Source organism: Streptomyces sp. NPDC045026 (assembly GCF_056432625.1).
Genome location: NZ_JBWKIS010000003.1, coordinates 676,082 through 692,942, shown reverse-complemented (window position 1 = coordinate 692,942; position 16,861 = coordinate 676,082). Strand labels below are relative to the sequence as shown.

General features: G+C 70.6%; 15 protein-coding genes and 1 pseudogene. 9 read left to right on the top strand and 7 right to left on the bottom strand.

The genetic code is table 11. The annotated features are described in order from the left end of the window. From AC07EJ_RS10520 to AC07EJ_RS10510, 3 genes and pseudogenes are all read left to right on the top strand, one after another. Positions 1–89: pseudogene (locus AC07EJ_RS10520) on the top strand (TetR family transcriptional regulator); the annotation flags it as partial. A 242-nt stretch (positions 90–331) separates the two neighbouring features. Further along, positions 332–1,561 (top strand): serine hydrolase domain-containing protein, encoded by a 1,230-nt coding sequence (locus tag AC07EJ_RS10515; protein ID WP_389488820.1) that lies wholly within the window; start codon positions 332–334, stop codon positions 1,559–1,561. Between the two features lie 89 nt (positions 1,562–1,650). Further along, positions 1,651–2,034, top strand: coding sequence for a hypothetical protein (locus AC07EJ_RS10510; protein ID WP_389488822.1), 384 nt, complete (start codon positions 1,651–1,653; stop codon positions 2,032–2,034). Positions 2,035–2,103: 69 nt separating this feature from the next. On the opposite strand, the gene AC07EJ_RS10505 is transcribed toward AC07EJ_RS10510, so the two are convergent. Both AC07EJ_RS10505 and AC07EJ_RS10500 read right to left on the bottom strand, forming a co-directional pair. Then, on the bottom strand, positions 2,104–3,312 hold the full coding sequence (locus AC07EJ_RS10505; RefSeq protein ID WP_389488823.1) for a polyamine ABC transporter substrate-binding protein: 1,209 nt from the start codon (positions 3,310–3,312) through the stop codon (positions 2,104–2,106). 181 nt (positions 3,313–3,493) lie between these two features. Further along, the gene (locus tag AC07EJ_RS10500; RefSeq protein ID WP_383882560.1) at positions 3,494–4,933 is read right to left on the bottom strand and encodes a gamma-aminobutyraldehyde dehydrogenase; all 1,440 of its coding nucleotides are present in this window, start codon (positions 4,931–4,933) and stop codon (positions 3,494–3,496) included. A 181-nt stretch (positions 4,934–5,114) separates the two neighbouring features. On the opposite strand from AC07EJ_RS10500, the gene AC07EJ_RS10495 reads away from it, so the two are divergent. The 6 genes from AC07EJ_RS10495 (at position 5,115) to AC07EJ_RS10470 (ending at position 10,821) form a co-directional block, all read left to right on the top strand. Next, entirely contained in the window at positions 5,115–5,612 is a 498-nt protein-coding gene (locus tag AC07EJ_RS10495) for an Lrp/AsnC family transcriptional regulator (RefSeq protein WP_362908698.1), read from the top strand. Continuing rightward, positions 5,597–6,976, top strand: a complete 1,380-nt coding sequence (locus tag AC07EJ_RS10490) for an aspartate aminotransferase family protein (RefSeq protein WP_389488825.1) — start codon at positions 5,597–5,599, stop codon at positions 6,974–6,976. Before AC07EJ_RS10495 ends, AC07EJ_RS10490 begins: the two co-directional genes overlap by 16 nt. A 194-nt stretch (positions 6,977–7,170) precedes the next feature. Then, positions 7,171–7,917, top strand: coding sequence for an ABC transporter ATP-binding protein (locus AC07EJ_RS10485; RefSeq protein WP_478884049.1), 747 nt, complete (start codon positions 7,171–7,173; stop codon positions 7,915–7,917). After that, positions 7,899–9,065, top strand: a complete 1,167-nt coding sequence (locus AC07EJ_RS10480) for a hypothetical protein (protein WP_389488831.1) — start codon at positions 7,899–7,901, stop codon at positions 9,063–9,065. Before AC07EJ_RS10485 ends, AC07EJ_RS10480 begins: the two co-directional genes overlap by 19 nt. Before the next feature lie 171 nt (positions 9,066–9,236). Further along, on the top strand, positions 9,237–9,644 hold the full coding sequence (locus AC07EJ_RS10475) for a VOC family protein (protein ID WP_389488833.1): 408 nt from the start codon (positions 9,237–9,239) through the stop codon (positions 9,642–9,644). A gap of 37 nt (positions 9,645–9,681) precedes the next feature. Further along, the gene (locus AC07EJ_RS10470; protein WP_393586714.1) at positions 9,682–10,821 is read left to right on the top strand and encodes an LOG family protein; all 1,140 of its coding nucleotides are present in this window, start codon (positions 9,682–9,684) and stop codon (positions 10,819–10,821) included. A 52-nt stretch (positions 10,822–10,873) separates the two neighbouring features. Here AC07EJ_RS10470 and AC07EJ_RS10465 read toward each other — a convergent pair whose 3' ends face one another. From AC07EJ_RS10465 to rlmN, 5 genes are all read right to left on the bottom strand, one after another. Next, complete coding sequence (locus tag AC07EJ_RS10465; RefSeq protein WP_389488836.1) at positions 10,874–11,686, bottom strand: maleylpyruvate isomerase family mycothiol-dependent enzyme; 813 nt, start codon at positions 11,684–11,686, stop codon at positions 10,874–10,876. Between the two features lie 10 nt (positions 11,687–11,696). Then, complete coding sequence (locus AC07EJ_RS10460) at positions 11,697–12,752, bottom strand: ABC transporter ATP-binding protein (protein WP_478884048.1); 1,056 nt, start codon at positions 12,750–12,752, stop codon at positions 11,697–11,699. Then, positions 12,752–14,371 carry an ABC transporter permease gene (locus AC07EJ_RS10455; protein ID WP_389488841.1) on the bottom strand — a complete coding sequence of 540 codons (1,620 nt, stop codon included), beginning with the start codon at positions 14,369–14,371 and terminating at the stop codon, positions 12,752–12,754. Before AC07EJ_RS10455 ends, AC07EJ_RS10460 begins: the two co-directional genes overlap by 1 nt. Positions 14,372–14,433: 62 nt before the next feature. Beyond that, positions 14,434–15,510 (bottom strand): thiamine ABC transporter substrate-binding protein, encoded by a 1,077-nt coding sequence (locus AC07EJ_RS10450; protein WP_389488901.1) that lies wholly within the window; start codon positions 15,508–15,510, stop codon positions 14,434–14,436. 215 nt (positions 15,511–15,725) lie between these two features. Further along, on the bottom strand, positions 15,726–16,832 hold the full coding sequence (gene rlmN / locus AC07EJ_RS10445; RefSeq protein ID WP_389488842.1) for a dual-specificity RNA methyltransferase RlmN: 1,107 nt from the start codon (positions 16,830–16,832) through the stop codon (positions 15,726–15,728). Positions 16,833–16,861: the final 29 nt, after the last annotated feature.

Genomic DNA, 16,861 nt, shown 5'->3' with positions numbered 1-16,861 from the left:
TCGCAACCCTCACCCGCGCACGACGACTACCACCAGAAGACACCGAACCAAGAGTCAAACTGCTCGTCGACCGACTCCCCGCCCTCTGACAGCCCCCGCCGCCGCCTGCCTACCTGCGGCAACGCCGCCGCGCGGGCGCGGGTGACCGATCACGACCCGATACGCGCCCTGGGCCCTAGGGGCCATCCCCGACAACTCCCTCTGCTCCGGAGCCCGTTGACCCTGGTCCGACCCCAGGGAAGGCACCCTCCTCGCCGACGATCCGGACCTCTCCGGGCCCCCGCAGGATGGTCGTGTCCCCAGGACCGCCTCACCTGACCCGGAGCGCCGCATGCCTTCACGCACCCGCCGTACCGTCCTCGCCTCCGCCCTCGTCCTCGGCCTCGCCGCGGGCCCGCTCGCCGGACCGGCCCTGGCGAACGCGCCCGCCCGGACATCGGCCACGGCGGACCGCCCGGACGGGCCGGCGCTGCGCGAGGCGATCTCCGGCCTGCCGAACGCGGACGCGACGGCCGCGCTCGTGCGCGTCGGCGGCACGGACGGCACGTGGCGCGGCAGTTCCGGCGTGCGCGATCTGGCCTCGGGCCGTGCCGCGCTCGACGGCGGCCGGTTCCGCGCGGGCTCGACGACGAAGGTCGTCACGGCGGCGGTCGTGCTCCAGCTCGCCGCCGAGCGCAGGGTGGACCTGGACGCGCCGGTGCAGCGCTACCTGCCGGAACTGTTCAGGGGGAAGGGCTTCCGGCCCATATCCGTACGCCAGTTGCTGAACCACACCAGCGGCATCCCGGCCGGCGACGGCTTCGGTGACGGTTTCGAGGACGCGTACGCGCACCGCTTCGACACCCTCACCCCGCAGGCCGTCGTGGCCTCGGCGCTCGCGAAGGGACCGTCGTTCGACCCGGGCGAGCGGCAGCAGTACCTCAACATCAACTACACGATTCTCGGCATGCTGATCGAGAAGGTCACGCACCACACGTACGCGGACGAGGCCACCCGGCGCGTCCTGCGTCCCGCCGGGATGCGCAGCACGTCGTTCCCCGGCGCCGACCCCGTGATCCACGGCCCGCACAACCGCGGCTACCAACTGGACGGCGGCCGGTTCGTCGACGTGACCGAGTGGAACCAGTCCGACCGGTGGGCGGCCGGCGACATGATCTCCACGACGGCGGACCTGGAGCGGCTGCTGCGGGCGCTTTTCGGCGGCCGCCTCGTACCCGCGCCCCAGCTGAAGGAGATGTTCACGGTTCCGTCGGACGTGCCGGGCGCGACCATGAGCGCGGGCCTGCAGCGCCTCGAGGCCGGCGGAGCGGTGTACTGGGGGAAGTCCGGATCCCGGTACGGATACACGACCGGGATCGCCGCGACCCGCGACCTGTCACGGACCGTGGTCTACTCCGTCGGCGCGACGGACGCCAAGGGCGACTCGATGAACCCCGTCGCCGAGCGCGTCATCCTGGCGGCGATCAAGAGCCGACCAGCCCGTACGGGCGGTGTTAGCCCGTTCGAGTGGCGCATCTCACTGAGCGGCTTTAGCGTCGGTACGAGCACCACGGGGCCCTGAGCCCCCCGATCGGCCGGGAGCATACTTTGCGGAGTAACACACTGAGGACGGCGCTCACACTCTGTGCCGCCGCGTCCCTTGCAGCAGCCATGGCACCGGCCTCCGCCTCCACCGCGGCGTCGCCGCAGCGGACCGATGCCCCCGTGATCGTCGACTGCACCTGGCAGGCACAGGTGCGCCCCAGCGACTTCCTGCTCGCGTGCGGGGACGGCAACAGCCGCCTCACCTCACTCAAGTGGTCGCAGTGGGGCCCGAAGACGGCGGTGGCCACGGGCACGAGCTGGGTGAACGACTGCAAGCCGTACTGCGCCGCGGGCAAGTTCCGCTCGTACCGGGTCACGGTCCGCCTCGACCAGCCGCAGTCCTGGACCAAGCACCAGGACCGCCAGCACTACAGCCGCATCACGCTCACCTACCCGGACAGCCACCCGGCTGCGTTCCGGCCGGTGATGACCACGCCGCTGTGGAACTGACCGGGACAGAACCGACGGGGACGCAACCGACCGGGACAGAGGTGCCCGAGGGGCACGTCACAGCGCCTCTCACAGTCCCGCGATCGCGTTCCACCGCTTGGCGAATTCCGGGCGCTCCTTCGACGTGATGTCGCGGGCGATCGCGAGCCTGCCGCGCATCGTGTCGTCGGGGAAGATCAGCGGGTCCTCGGCGAGGGCCGCGGTGTCCTTGTCCTTGGAGTCGGCGAGGATCTCGCGGGCGGCCGGCACGGGGCACACGTAGTTGACCCACGCGGCCAGTTCGGCGGCGACCGCCGGCTCGTAGTAGTAGTCGATGAGTTTCTCGGCGTTGCGCTTGTGGTCGGCGAGGTTGGGGATCATCAGCGACTCGGCCCACAGCTCGCCGCCCTCCTCGGGCACGACGAACTCGATGTCGGGGTCGTCTGCCTGGAGCTGGATGACGTCACCGCTGTAGGCCTGGCAGGCGATGACGTCGCCGCTGGAGAGGTCCTTGATGTAGTCGTTGCCGGTGAAGCGGCGGATGTGATGGCTCTTGACGAGCTTCTCGACCTGGTCGCACACGCGGTGGAAGTCGTCGGCGGTCCACTTGGTGATGTCGACGCCGTTGCCCTGCATGAGCAGCGCGAACGACTCGTCGAGTCCGGACAGCAGGGTCACCCGGCCCTTGAGGTCGTCGGCCCACAGATCGGACACGTGCTTGATCTCCCGCCCGGCCCTGCGCTTGTTGTACGCGATGCCGGTGATGCCCGACTGCCAGGGCACGGTGTACTTGCGCCCGGGGTCGAAGTGCGGTGAACGCAGCAGCGGGTCGAGGTACTTGGTGACGTGCGGCTGCTGTGCGCGGTCCATCTCCTGGACCCAGCCGAGCTTCACGAAGCGGGCGCACATCCAGTCGCTGATGACGATCAGGTCGCGGCCCGTCGACTGGTGGTTCATCAGGGACGGGCTGATCTTGCCGAAGAACTCGTCGTTGTCGTTGATCTCTTCGGTGTACTTGATGCCGATCCCGGTCCGCTTCGAGAACCCGTCGAGGGTGGGCCGCTTCGACGGATCGTCGTCGTCGACATCCACGTAGAGCGGCCAGTTGGCGAAGACGAGCCGCTTGTCGCTGCCGGACCGGTCGGTCGCGGCCCGCTCCCCCGGCGCGACGTAGGCGGCGGGCACCCCGCACCCGGAGGCGAGCGCGCCGACCGCCGCGGCCGTGGCACCTCCGCCCAGGGCGCGTATCAGGGAACGGCGGGACAGGGACGGCTTGGGGTTCCTCGGGGTCGCTCGCACCCGTGCAGGATGCACGTGCCCAGCCGGGCCGGACAATGGACGCTGCGTCAAGCCGACGGGGTGAGAGCCGACACACTGTCGATCACCTGGCGCCGGCCGCGCGGAACCCGCCCCGGACACGCGCCCGCCCCCGCGCGGCCGGAGCCACGCGGGGGCGGGTGGAGCGGATCGGTGCCGGTGCTCAGCCCTCGATCGACGTCATGACGTGCTTGATGCGCGTGTAGTCGTCGAAGCCGTACGCCGACAGGTCCTTGCCGTAGCCGGACTTCTTGAAGCCGCCGTGGGGCATCTCGGCGACCAGCGGGATGTGGGTGTTGATCCACACACAGCCGAAGTCGAGGATCTTGGCCATGCGCATCGCGCGCGCGTGGTCCTTCGTCCAGACCGAGGAGGCGAGCGCGTACTCCACGCCGTTCGCCCACTCGACGGCCTGCGCCTCGTCCGCGAAGGACTGGACGGTGATGACCGGGCCGAAGACCTCGTTCTGGATGATCTCGTCGTCCTGCTTGAGGCCCGAGACGACGGTCGGGGCGTAGAAGTAGCCCTTGTCGCCGACGCGGTGGCCGCCGGCCTCGACCTTGGCGTGCGCCGGGAGGCGCTCGATGAAGCCGGTGACCTGGGCGAGCTGGTTCGGGTTGTTGAGGGGCCCGTAGAGCACGTCCTCGTCGTCCGGCTGGCCGGTCTTGGTGTCGGCCGCCGCCTTGGCGAGGGCCTGGACGAACTCGTCGTGGATGGACTCCTGGACGAGGACGCGGGTGGCGGCGGTGCAGTCCTGGCCCGCGTTGAAGAAGCCCGCCACCGAGATGTCCTCGACGGCCTTGGCGATGTCGGTGTCCTCGAAGACGACGACCGGGGCCTTGCCACCGAGCTCCAGGTGGACGCGCTTGACGTCCTTGGCGGCGGACTCGGCGACCGAGATGCCCGCGCGCACGGAGCCGGTGATGGAGGCCATCGCCGGGGTCTTGTGCTCGACCATCGCGCGGCCGGTCTCGCGGTCACCGCAGATGACGTTGAAGACGCCCTTGGGGACGATGGAGCCGATGATCTCGGCGATGAGAACCGTGGAGGCCGGGGTGGTGTCCGACGGCTTCAGGACGACGGTGTTGCCCGCGGCGAGCGCCGGGGCGAACTTCCACACGGCCATCATCATCGGGTAGTTCCACGGCGCGACCTGGGCGCAGACGCCGATGGGCTCGCGACGGATGATCGAGGTCAGGCCCTCCATGTACTCGCCGGCCGAGCGGCCCTCGAGCATGCGCGCCGCACCCGCGAAGAAGCGGATCTGGTCGACCATGGGCGGGACTTCCTCGGACCGGGTCAGGCCGGTCGGCTTGCCGGTGTTCTCGACCTCGGCGGCGATGAGCTCCTCGGCCCGCTCCTCGAACGCGTCCGCGATCTTGAGGAGAGCCTTCTGGCGCTCGCTGGGGGTGAGGTCGCGCCAGGCCGGGAACGCGGCCTCGGCGGCGGCCATGGCGGCGTCCACATCGGCGTCGCCGGACAGCGGGGCGGTCGCGTACACCTCGCCGTTGGCCGGGTTGACCACCTCGGTGGTCCGTCCGTCGGCGGCGTCCCGGAACTCACCGTCGATGTAATTGCGCAGACGACGCAGCTCGCTGGTCACTGAGGCGGCCCTCCTGGTCGGATGTCCATTGGATGAGATACCACCCTAATCCGTAGTCCCACGCTTTCACACCCCCCTGACCCGCCAGATCTGCGAAATCCGTGAAGTTCGAGCCCTCAAACAACGAATTTCATCGCTCGAGGCTTGCGAAACTGTCGACTCCTCGTGCATGGTGGGGGACGTGGCCAGTCGTAGCGCAGACCCAAAGGGATTGAGGAACGGCAGCGGCACCCCGCCGCTGGACGCCGTTTCCCTCGCCATCATCGAACAGCTCCAGGAAGACGGCCGTAGGCCGTACGCCGCCATCGGCAAGGCCGTCGGCCTCTCCGAAGCGGCCGTGCGACAGCGCGTCCAGAAGCTGCTCGACCAGGGCGTGATGCAGATCGTCGCCGTCACGGACCCGCTCACCGTGGGATTCCGCCGGCAGGCGATGGTCGGCATCAACGCGGAGGGTGACCTCGATCCCGTCGCCGAAGCGCTGACTGCCATGCCGGAAGTCGAGTACGTGGTCATGACCGCGGGCTCGTTCGACCTCCTCGCGGAGGTCGTGTGTGAGGACGACGACCAACTCCTGGACGTCATCAACAAACGCATCCGGGCCCTTCCCGGCGTGCGCTCCACCGAGAGCTTCGTCTACCTCAAGCTCAAGAAGCAGACCTATATGTGGGGAACCCGATAGCCGTGAGCAAGGACCTCAGCCGAACCGCGTACGACCACCTGTGGATGCACTTCACCCGCATGTCGTCGTACGAGAACGCGCCCGTTCCCACCATCGTGCGTGGCGAGGGCACCTACATCTACGACGACAAGGGCAAGAAGTACCTCGACGGGCTCTCGGGCCTGTTCGTCGTGCAGGCCGGCCACGGACGCAGGGAGCTCGCCGAGGTCGCCGCCAAGCAGGCGACCGAGCTGGCCTTCTTCCCCGTGTGGTCGTACGCCCACCCGAAGGCAGTGGAGCTGGCCGAGCGCCTCGCCCACTACGCCCCGGGTGACCTCAACAAGGTCTTCTTCTCCACCGGTGGTGGCGAAGCCGTCGAGACCGCCTGGAAGCTTGCGAAGCAGTACCACAAGCTGAACGGCAACCACACCAAGTACAAGGTGATCTCCCGCGCGGTGGCCTACCACGGCACCCCGCAGGGCGCGTTGTCCATCACCGGCCTGCCGGGCCTGAAGGCCCCGTTCGAGCCGCTGGTGCCGGGCGCGCACAAGGTCCCGAACACCAACATCTACCGCGCCCCGATCCACGGCGACGACCCCGAGGCCTTCGGCCGCTGGGCCGCCGACCAGATCGAGCAGGAGATCCTCTTCGAGGGTGCCGAGACCGTCGCCGCGGTCTTCCTCGAGCCCGTGCAGAACGCCGGTGGCTGCTTCCCGCCGCCGCCCGGCTACTTCCAGCGCGTGCGCGAGATCTGCGACAAGTACGACGTGCTGCTCGTCTCGGACGAGGTCATCTGCGCCTTCGGCCGCCTCGGCACGATGTTCGCGTGTGACAAGTTCGACTACATCCCGGACATCATCACCTGCGCCAAGGGCATGACCTCGGGCTACTCCCCGATCGGTGCGACCATCGTCTCCGACCGGATCGCCGCGCCGTTCTACAAGGGTGACAACACCTTCCTGCACGGCTACACCTTCGGTGGCCACCCGGTCTCCTCGGCTGTGGCGCTCGCCAACCTCGACCTGTTCGAGCGCGAGGGTCTCAACCAGCACGTGCTCGACAACGAGGCCAGCTTCCTCAAGACGCTGCAGAAGCTGCACGACCTGCCGATCGTCGGCGACGTCCGCGGCAACGGCTTCTTCTACGGCATCGAGCTCGTCAAGGACAAGGTCACCAAGGAGTCCTTCACGGACGAGGAGTCGGAGCGCGTGCTCTACGGCTTCGTGTCCAAGAAGCTCTACGAGTACGGCCTGTACTGCCGCGCCGACGACCGTGGTGACCCGGTCATCCAGCTGTCGCCGCCGCTGATCTCGGACCAGTCCACCTTCGACGAGATAGAGGGCATCATCCGCCAGGTCCTCACGGAGGCCTGGAGCAAGATCTGAGCCTGACGGCTCCCGCGGCCCGGCTGCGCCCATCCGAGTGAGATGGGGGCGGCCGGGCCGCGTCATTTCCCGACGCGCGTCGGCGAATACCTAGCGTGCCCAGTGACCGATCGGCCCTGCCTTCGTTCCCCCGTAAGGGGGACGGCTCGTCTTACGGCATTTCTGATCTGAAGTCTCTGAACGAGGTGTTCGCCATGGTGGCCCCGCCGGACAACGACGTGCTCTGGGCACGCGCCCTGCACTTCTCCCACAACGGCTCGCCCGCGCTCACCGGCGTCTCGCTCGGTGTCCGCGAGAGCGAGATCCTCGCCGTCACAGGACCGCGCGGCAGCGGCAAGACGACGCTCCTGCAGTGCCTCTCCGGCCAGCTCCTGCCCCAGCAGGGCGAGGTCTGGTTCAACAGCACCCCCGTGCACACCATGGGCCCGCTCGTCAGGGAACGGCTGCGCCGCGACCGCTTCGCCTGGATCGACCCCGAGCCGCACCTCGTGCCCGAGCTGAACGCCTGGGAGAACACGGCGCTCGCCCTGATGATGCGCGGCGGCAGCCGCCGCGCCGCCAAGGCCTCCGCCCTGGAGTGGCTGGAGCGCCTCGACATCGGCATGTGCGCGCGCAAGCGTCCGCACGCCCTAGTCCAGTCGGAGCGCCAGCGCGTCGCCATCGCCCGCGCCCTGGTCACCGCGCCGACGGTGCTCTTCGCCGACGAACCCACCGCGCCCCTGCACCGCGCGGACCGCGCCCACGTCCTGCGCACCCTGATGGCCGCGGCCCGCTCGCACGGCATCACCGTCGTCCTCGCCACGCACGACTCCGAGGTCGCCGCCCTGGCCGACCGCTCGATGTCGCTCCTCGACGGGCGCCGCGTGAACACGGTCCATCTGCCCGGGGTGCCCGGCGGCAGCGACACGGAAGGCCGGGCCGCGTGCTCGCTCTCCGTCTAGCCCGCGGCGGCCGACCCGTCGTCCAGCTCCGCAGACTCCTGGTCGCGACCGCCTCGGCGGGCACCGGATTCCTCCTGCTGTGCACGCTCGGCTACGCGCTGGGTCACCCCGACGCCTCCACCGGATCCGTACTGCGCCTCGTCTGGTGCGTGGTGCCGCTCGCCGCGACCGTCCACCTCGCCGTCGCCGTCGCCCGCACCGACCCGGGCACCCGGCCGCGTCCCGGCCTGTCCGCGGTCGGCCTCGGCCCCGCGCGCCTCACCCTCATCTCGGCGATCTCCACCGCCGTCGCCTGCACGCTCGGCTCGATGCTGGCCCTGCTGTTCTTCCTCGTCCTGCGCGGCGACCTCTCCGGGCTGCCCTTCGACGGCGCGGCGAGCAGCCTGCTCGCCGCCGACCGGCCCCTGCCCCTGGCCGCCACCCTGACCCTGCTCACCCTGGTCCCGCTCGCCGCGTCCGGCGCCTCCGCCATCGTGCTGCGCCCGCGCGCCGCCAAGGCCGGCGAGCCGCAGCCGGACCCGCGCGATCCCGCCGCGCCGGTCCCCGCGCCGACCGGCCTGCCCTGGGGCGTCGCGCTGCTGGCCGCGGGCCTCGCCGTGGAGACGTACGCGTCCCGCGCGCACGGCACCGCGGGGTTCCCCATGCCGGGCGGGCTCGGCGGCAGCCCGGCAGGCGTGCTGGCCGGCTGGACGCTGACGGCACTCGGCCTCGCGCTCGCGGGTCCCGGGCTCACGTACCAGTGCGGCCGGGCACTGCAGTCGGTGCGGCCCGGGGCGGCGCGGCTCCTGGCGGGCCGGGTGCTCCAGGAGGAGGCCCGCCGCATCGGCCGCCCCCTGGGCGTGGTCTGCGCCGTGGCCTCCGGCGCGTACGCGGGGCTCACCCTCTGGTCGGGGCGGCAACCCGACCTCGGCCCGCTGTCCACGCTCGGCGCCGTCCTCGTCATGGGCTGTGCGGTCGCCACACTCCTGGCCGCCGCGATCGAGGCCAAGCACGCCCGCTCCGACATGACGGCCGCCCTGCTCCGGCTGGGCGCACCCGCGGGGCTGCTGCGCGGCGCGGCCGGGCTGCGAGCGGCAGCACTACTCGCCGTGTTCGTGCCGCTGACGTGGGTCGTCGCGGAACTGGCGGCGCTCCCGCTCGCCGGCTGAGCGGGGCCCGCACGCCCGCTTCGCGAGCCCCGGAAAGAGTTCGCGAGCCCCGCAAAGAGATCGAAGGAAGTTCGCGATGGCCGATGAGTTACGGGCGGACCGCACGTCTAACTCTGCGTACGGCCCAGCGACGCCACACCGGCACCAGCGAGCGAAAGAGACGGACCCGCCATGTACCAGCAGATGATCTTCACGAACCTCGCCGTGAACGACCTCGACGCGTCGAAGAAGTTCTTCACCGAGCTCGGGTACTCGATCAACCCGCAGTTCTCCGACGAGACCGCCGCCTCCGTGGTGATCAGCGAGCACATCGTGGTCATGCTGCTCACCAAGGAGAAGTACGCCGCCTTCACGAAGAAGACGATCATCGACTCGACCAAGAGCACCGAGGTGCTGCTGTGTCTGAGCGCCGAGAGCCGCGAGAAGGTGGACGAGCTCGTCGACAGGGCGATCGCCGCGGGCGGCACGGAGACCGGCGAGAAGCAGGACCACGGTTTCATGTACGGCCGCGCCTTCGACGACCCGGACGGCCACACCTGGGAGATCGTGTGGATGGACCCGGCGGCCGTCCAGGGCTGATCTTCAGCGGCACAGGGACACGCCCTAGCATGGGCGGGTGCAGACCCCTGAACCCGCCCCGCGCAGGCCCGCGATCCCGCATACGGACTCCGGCCGTGAGATCGAGACGCTCGACGAGTTCGACGAGATCGTGGCCGCGCACGGCTCCCTCGCCGGGCGCCGCGTACAGGCCGTCGACCTGACGGAGCGTACGGACGAGCTGCTCACCCTGGACGCCGAGGGCGCCGTCTTCCTCGGCTGTCCGATGGGGCCCGACGCCGCGGCCCGGATCCGTGCCACCGGCGCCCTGGTCTTCCCGCCGGTCCCCGGCCTCCCCTTCGACCCGTACCGGGGCCATCTCTACACCCCCGCCGAGCTGTTCGCGGGTCTCGCTCAGGGCGGATACGAGTCGACACCCGACGCCCGCGCGTACGACTGGTTCCAGCGGACCAAGGCCGATCACGACATCTTCGCGTCGATGCTGCGGGCCGTGCACGACGACTCGATCTCCGACGCCCTGGACGAACTCCTCGCCGGCACACGGGTGGTGGGGGTCATGGGCGGTCACGCGATGGCCCGCGGCACGGAGGGGTACGCGGGCGCGGCGCGGCTCGGCCGGACGCTGGCGCGGTCCGGGGTCACGGTCGCCACGGGTGGCGGTCCCGGCGCGATGGAGGCGGCGAACCTGGGCGCGTACGCGGCACGGTTCGACGACGGCATGCTGACCGAGGCGCTCCAACTCCTCGCCGCCGCGCCCTCGTTCACCCCGTCTGTCACGGCGTGGGCGTCGGCCGCCTTCGAGGTGCGCTCGCGCTGGCCGGACGGCGGCGACTCTGTCGGCATCCCCACCTGGTTCTACGGCCATGAGCCGCCGAACGCCTTCGCCGGGCACATCGCGAAATACTTCGCGAACGCCACCCGCGAGGACGGCCTGCTGGCCCGCTCGAACGCCGGCGTGGTCTTCCTGCCGGGCGCGGCCGGCACCGTCCAGGAGATATTCGACAACGCGACGCCGAACTACTACGAGTCGCGCGGCGGGCCCACCCCCATGGTCCTCGTCGGCCGCGCCCACTGGACGGAGCGCCTGCCGGCCTGGCCCCTGCTCACGGCCCTTGCCCGCGAACGCTCGATGGACGCGCGGATCGCGCTGGTGGACACGGTGGAGGAAGCGGCGGACGCGCTCGCGAAGCTGAACTGAGGCGAGGCGAGCTGAACTGAGCCGAGCGGGGCCGGGACTGAGCCGGGTTCGGCTACCCGAACGTCGCGCGCTCCAGCCAGAAGTCGAGCAGCTCCCGCTCGCCCAGGACCTCCACACCCGCACTGTCGAGGGGCGCGCGCCGGTAGAAGGCGAGCAGCACCTCGGTCAGCGGCCCCCGCAGGGCCACGGTCGCCTTCTCGTGGCCGCGGCGCCATGTGAAGCCGTCCTCGCCCAGCTCGACGAGCCATTCGGCGTTCAGCTCGGGCCGCGCATCGGTGGCGTGGAGGTGCAGGCTGCGTCCGGCACCGCGCAGCTCGGCCGCGCTGTCGGACGGGTCGGACCGCTGGGCGTGGGCGACGATCTGCAGCCACTCGTCGATCGCGTCGGCTGCGAGCTCGGGCGCCACCTCGTACGCGCTCTTCGCCGTGAGCGCCGCGTCCGCCCGGTGGATCACCGTCTCGTGCGTCATGCGGCGCGCCCAGAAACCGGTGGTGTGCTGCCAGGACCAGGTCCATACGGGGGTGTCGGGGCCCGCGGCGCGCAGCGTCCGCGCGGTCAGCTCGGCGCCTTCCATGAGCCAGGCCACGAGCGCGTCCGGGTCATCGCTCTCCGGGCCGCCGGAGCCCGGCACCTTCCCTTCGCGGACCGGCTCCGTGGCGCCGGTCCGTACGATCGTCCCGGCCCAGCGATGCGCGCCGCCGAGGTGTACGACGAGGTCGCGCAGGGTCCAGTCGGGGCAGGTCGGCACGGTGGCCGTGAGGTCGGCCCCGGCGAGATGCCCGGCCAACAGGGCGCTCTGCGCCACGATTTCGTCGCAGTAGCGGTCATGGGTGAGCTGTCCGGATGCCGCGGTGTCCGTCGTCATACGGCGGACCCTATGCGGCGCACTGCCCGTCCAGCACCACGATTTCGCCCGCGTCGAAGGCCACCCCGACCTCGTCCCCCGGCTCCGGCGCGTCCCGCAGCGCGCAGGCCGCTTCGAGGCGGGGCGCCTGTGTGGCCTGGAGGTGTACGGCGACATGCGTGCCGCGGAAGGTGTGCGCGGTGACGGTGCACGTCAGCTGGGCCTGTGCGGCGGGTACGAGGCGTACGCCGGCGGGCCTGACCAGGATCCGGACCGGGCCCTGCGGGGAGCCCGCGGGGACGGGGACCTTGCCCCACGGCGTGTCCGCTGCCTCACCGGCGACCGTGGCCTCGACCACGTTGTCGAAGCCGAGGAAGCGCGCCACGAACTCGTCGGCCGGGTGCTGCCACACCTCAAGTGGCGTACCGGACTGGGCGATCCGCCCGTCGCGCATCACCACGACGCGGTCGGCGAGCGCGAAGGCCTCACCCTGGTCGTGCGTCACCGCGAGCACGGTCGTGCCCAACTCTCCGAAGAGTTGCCGGAGTTCGACGACCAGACGCTCCCGCAGCGAGCGGTCGAGCTGGCCGAGCGGCTCGTCGAGCATGAGCAGGCGGGGGCGCGGAGCGAGCGCCCTGGCGAGGGCGACACGCTGCTGCTCGCCGCCGGACAGTGAGGCGACGGCGCGCCGTTCGGCCCCGGGCAGCCCGACGAGCTCCAGCAACTCCCGTACGCGGAGCTGCTGTTCGGAGCGGTGGGCGCCGTGCATCCGCAGCCCGAAGGCGACGTTCGCGCCCACGTCGCGCTGCGGGAACAGCTGGTGGTCCTGGAACATGAGGCCGACGCCCCGCCGGTGCGCGGGCACACCCGCCTGGTCGCGGCCGTCGAGGAACACGCGACCCCCGTCGAGCCCCTGAAGTCCGGCCACGACCCGCAGCAGCGTCGACTTGCCGCTGCCGCTGGGGCCGAGCACGCACACGATCTCGTGCTCGGCGACCTCCAGGCCGACCCGGTCGAGCGCCGCATGCGCGGTCCTGGACGGGCCACCGAACCGCACGGTCGCATCGTCCAGAGTCAGCAGGGCCATCAGAACTCCCCCGTCGTACGGTCCGTGCGGATGCGTTCGAGCAGGAGCAGAGACACCGCGCACACCACCATGAGAATCGTCGAAAGGGCCATCGCCTGGCCGTAGTTGAGGTCACCGGCGCGGCCGAGGAGCCGCGCCACGGCGACCGGCAGAGTGGGGTGGTCCGGGCGGGCGATGAACACGGTCGCCCCGAACTCGCCGAGCGACACGGCGAACGCGAACCCGGCCGCGATCAGCAGCGCCCTGCGCACCATCGGCAGATCGACCTCGCGCCAGGCCCGCAGCGGCGAGGCGCCGAGGACGGCGGCGGCCTCGCGCAGCCGCCCGTCGACCGCGCGCAGGACCGGCAGCATGGTGCGGACGACGAAGGGCACCCCGACGAGGGCCTGGGCCAGCGGCACCAGGATCCAGGTGCCGCGCAGGTCGAGGGGCGGCTTGTCCAGGGTGATCAGGAATCCGAAGCCGACGGTGACGGCCGAGACGCCGAGCGGCAGCATGAGGAGCGCGTCGAATCCCCGTACGAGACGGCCCGCCTTCCTCGTCAGGGCGGCGGCGGCCAGTCCACCGATCACGACCGCGATGGCGGTCGCGGCGAGGGCGTACGTGAGGGAGTTCCCGATCGCCTCGATCGGGGGCACCAGGAACACGCCGCTGTCGGACGAGGTAAGTGCCTTGTAGTACGTGAGTCCGAAGCCGTCGGACCCGCCCGCGCCCTGGAAGGATCGCTGGATCAGCACGCCGAGCGGCAGCAGGATCAGCACCGCGACCGTGGCGACCACTCCGGCGAGCAGCGCCCATTGGCCCGCGCCGCGCGGGCGCCGGGCGGTGTGCGCCGCGTCGACGAGGCGCAGCGCGCTCTCCCGCCGGCGCACGCTCCAGGCGTGCACGGCGAGGATGACCCCGACGGCGGCGAACTGCACGATCGTGAGGACGGCCGCCGTGGAGAGGTCGAAGATCTGCGCGGTCTGCCGGTAGATCTCCACTTCAAGCGTGGAGAACGTCGGCCCGCCGAGGATCTGGACCACGCCGAACGAGGTGAACGTGAAGAGGAAGACCATCAGCGCGGCGGCCGCCACGGCGGGGCCGAGCGCGGGCAGCGTCACCTGCCGCCAGGCCGTCCAGCGTGAGGCGCCCAGCATCCGGGCGGCCTCCTCCTGCCGCGGGTCGAGCTGCGACCACAGTCCGCCGACGGTGCGGACGACGACGGCGTAGTTGAAGAAGACGTGGGCGAGCAGGATCGCCCACACCGTGGTGTCGAGGCGTACGCCCCACAGGCTGTCGAGCAGCCCGCCGCGGCCGACCAGCGCCAGGAACGCCGTGCCGACGACGACGGTCGGCAGCACGAACGGCACGGTGACGGCGGCCCTCAGGACCTGCTTGCCCCTGAACTCGAAGCGCGCGAAGACGTATGCGCCGGGGAGCGCGATCAGGAGCGTGAGCAGCGTCGACGCGAGCGCCTGCCAGGTCGTGAACCACAGGACGTGCCGGATGTCGGACTGCCCCAGCACGTCGGCGATCCGCCCGAACTGCCAGTGCCCGCCCGCCTTCAGGCCGCGGGAGACGATGGCCGCGACCGGATAGGCGAAGAAGATCGCGAAGAACGCGACGGGCACGGCCATCAGGCCGAGCCGCGCCGCGCTCCCGCTGCCCCGGGAGCCCCGGGAGGACCGCCTCCGAGGCTCTACTTCAGTACGAGTGAGGTCCACGACTTGACCCAGGCGTCACGGTTGTCGGCGATCTTCTTCGGGGCCATGGTCTTCGGGTTGTCGACCACGACGTCGTACTTCGCGTAGTCGGCGGGCAGGGCCGCGTCCTTCGTCACCGGGTCCACGAACATGTTCAGCGGCATGTCCTGCTGGAACTCCTTCGCGATCAGGAAGTCGAGCAGCGCCCTGCCGCCCTTCTCGTTCCTGGCGTGGCTCAGCAGGCCGGCGAACTCGGTCTGGCGGAAGCAGGTGCCGGTCGCGACCCCGGTCGGGGCCGTCTTCGGCTGCGGGTCCGAGTAGATCGCCTCGGCCGGCGGCGACGACGCGTACGACACGACGAGCGGCCGGTCACCGCCCGCCTTCTTGCCACCGGCGGAGCCCGAGAACTCCTCGTTGTAGGCCTGCTCCCAGCTGTCGACGACCTTCACGCCGTTGGCCTTGAGCTTCTTCCAGTAGCCCTGCCAGCCCCCGTCGCCGTACTGCGCGGCACTGCCGAGCAGGAAGCCGAGACCGGGCGACGACGTCGACACGTTCTCCGTGACCAGGAGGTTCTTGTATGCGGGCTTGGCGAGGTCGTCGAACGAGGCGGGCGGCGTCAGCTTGTGGTCGGCGAAGTAGTTCTTGTCGTAGTTGACGCAGATGTTGCCGGTGTCGATGGGGGTGACCCGGTGCTTGTCCTGGTCGAGTTGGTACTCGGGACGGACGCGGTCCAGGCCCTTGGCCTCGTACGGCTGGAAGAGACCGTTGTCGAGGGCGCGCGACAGGAGCGTGTTGTCGACGCCGAAGAGGACGTCGCCCTGCGGGTTGTCCTTGGACAGGATGGCCTTGTTGACGGCCTCGCCCGCGTCGCCGTCCTTCAGGACCGTGACCTTGTAGCCGGAGCGCTTCTCGAAGTCCTTGAGCACGCCCTTGGAGACGGCCCACGAGTCATGGCTGACGAGGGTGACCGTGTTGGAGTCCGCCGAGTCCTTGCCGGAGCCGGAATCCCCGCACGCGGAGAGCGTGACGAGTCCGAGACCGGCCGCCACGGCGACGGCCGTGGCCTTGATGATGCTCACTTAAGTTCCCTCCTGGGTGACCAGGAAGAGACGCGGCCCTGCCCGGGATCGCGGACGATTCCCGGGCAGGGCGCAACAGCTTGAGTGGCGACCGAACTTCCTACCCAGAATGACCTGGGCAAGGTTCAGAGGGTCTGCGGCCGATGCCGCACTCTCAGCGCTGTGGCGCTCCCCTGTCGGAATATGAAGATGTACGTACGCCAGTCAGGTTACCGCTCGGTGGCGGCGAGCTGACCGCACGCCCCGTCGATCTCCTGGCCACGGGTGTCGCGGACGGTGACCGGGACGCCGTGGGCCGCGATGGCCTCGACGAAGGCCTTCTCGTCCTCGGGGCGCGAGGCCGTCCACTTCGAGCCCGGCGTCGGGTTCAGCGGGATCAGGTTGACGTGGACGCGCTTGCCCTTGAGCAGGCGGCCGAGCCGGTCACCACGCCACGCCTGGTCGTTGATGTCCCGGATGAGCGCGTACTCGATGGAGATGCGGCGGCCCGACTTCTCGGAGTATTCCCAGGCCGCGTCGAGGACCTCACGCACCTTCCAGCGCGTGTTGACCGGGACGAGGGTGTCACGCAGCTCGTCGTCGGGGGCGTGCAGCGAGACGGCGAGGCGGCACTTGAGGCCCTCGTCGGCGAGCCGGTGCATGGCGGGGACCAGACCGACGGTCGAGACGGTGATCCCGCGCTGCGAGAGGCCGACGCCGTCCGGCTCGGGGTCGGTGAGCGCGCGGATGGCACTGACGACCCGCTTGTAGTTGGCCAGGGGCTCGCCCATGCCCATGAAGACGATGTTGCTCAGGCGGGCCGGGCCGCCCGGGATCTCGCCGTCGCGCAGGGCGCGCATGCCGTCGACGATCTGGTGCACGATCTCGCCCGTCGACAGGTTCCGGTCGAGGCCCGCCTGTCCTGTGGCGCAGAACGGGCAGTTCATTCCGCAGCCCGCCTGCGAGCTGATGCACATGGTGACCCGGTCCGGGTAGCGCATCAGGACGGACTCGACGAGCGTGCCGTCGAAGAGCCGCCACAGGGTCTTGCGGGTGGTGTCCTGGTCGGTCGACAGATGCCGGACGACCGACATCAGCTCCGGAAGCAGCGCTTCCTGCAGCTTGCCGCGCGAGCCGGCGGGGATGTCGGTCCACTCCGCGGGGTCGTGCGCGAACCGCGAGAAGTAGTGCTGCGACAGCTGCTTGGCGCGGAACGGCTTCTCACCGATCGCGGCGACGGCCTCCTTCCGCTCGGCGGGCGAGAGGTCGGCGAGGTGCCGCGGCGGCTTCTTGGCTCCGCGCGGGGCGACGAAAGTGAGTTCTCCGGGCTTAGGCATAACCCTTCCAGTGTCGCAGATCGAATCAT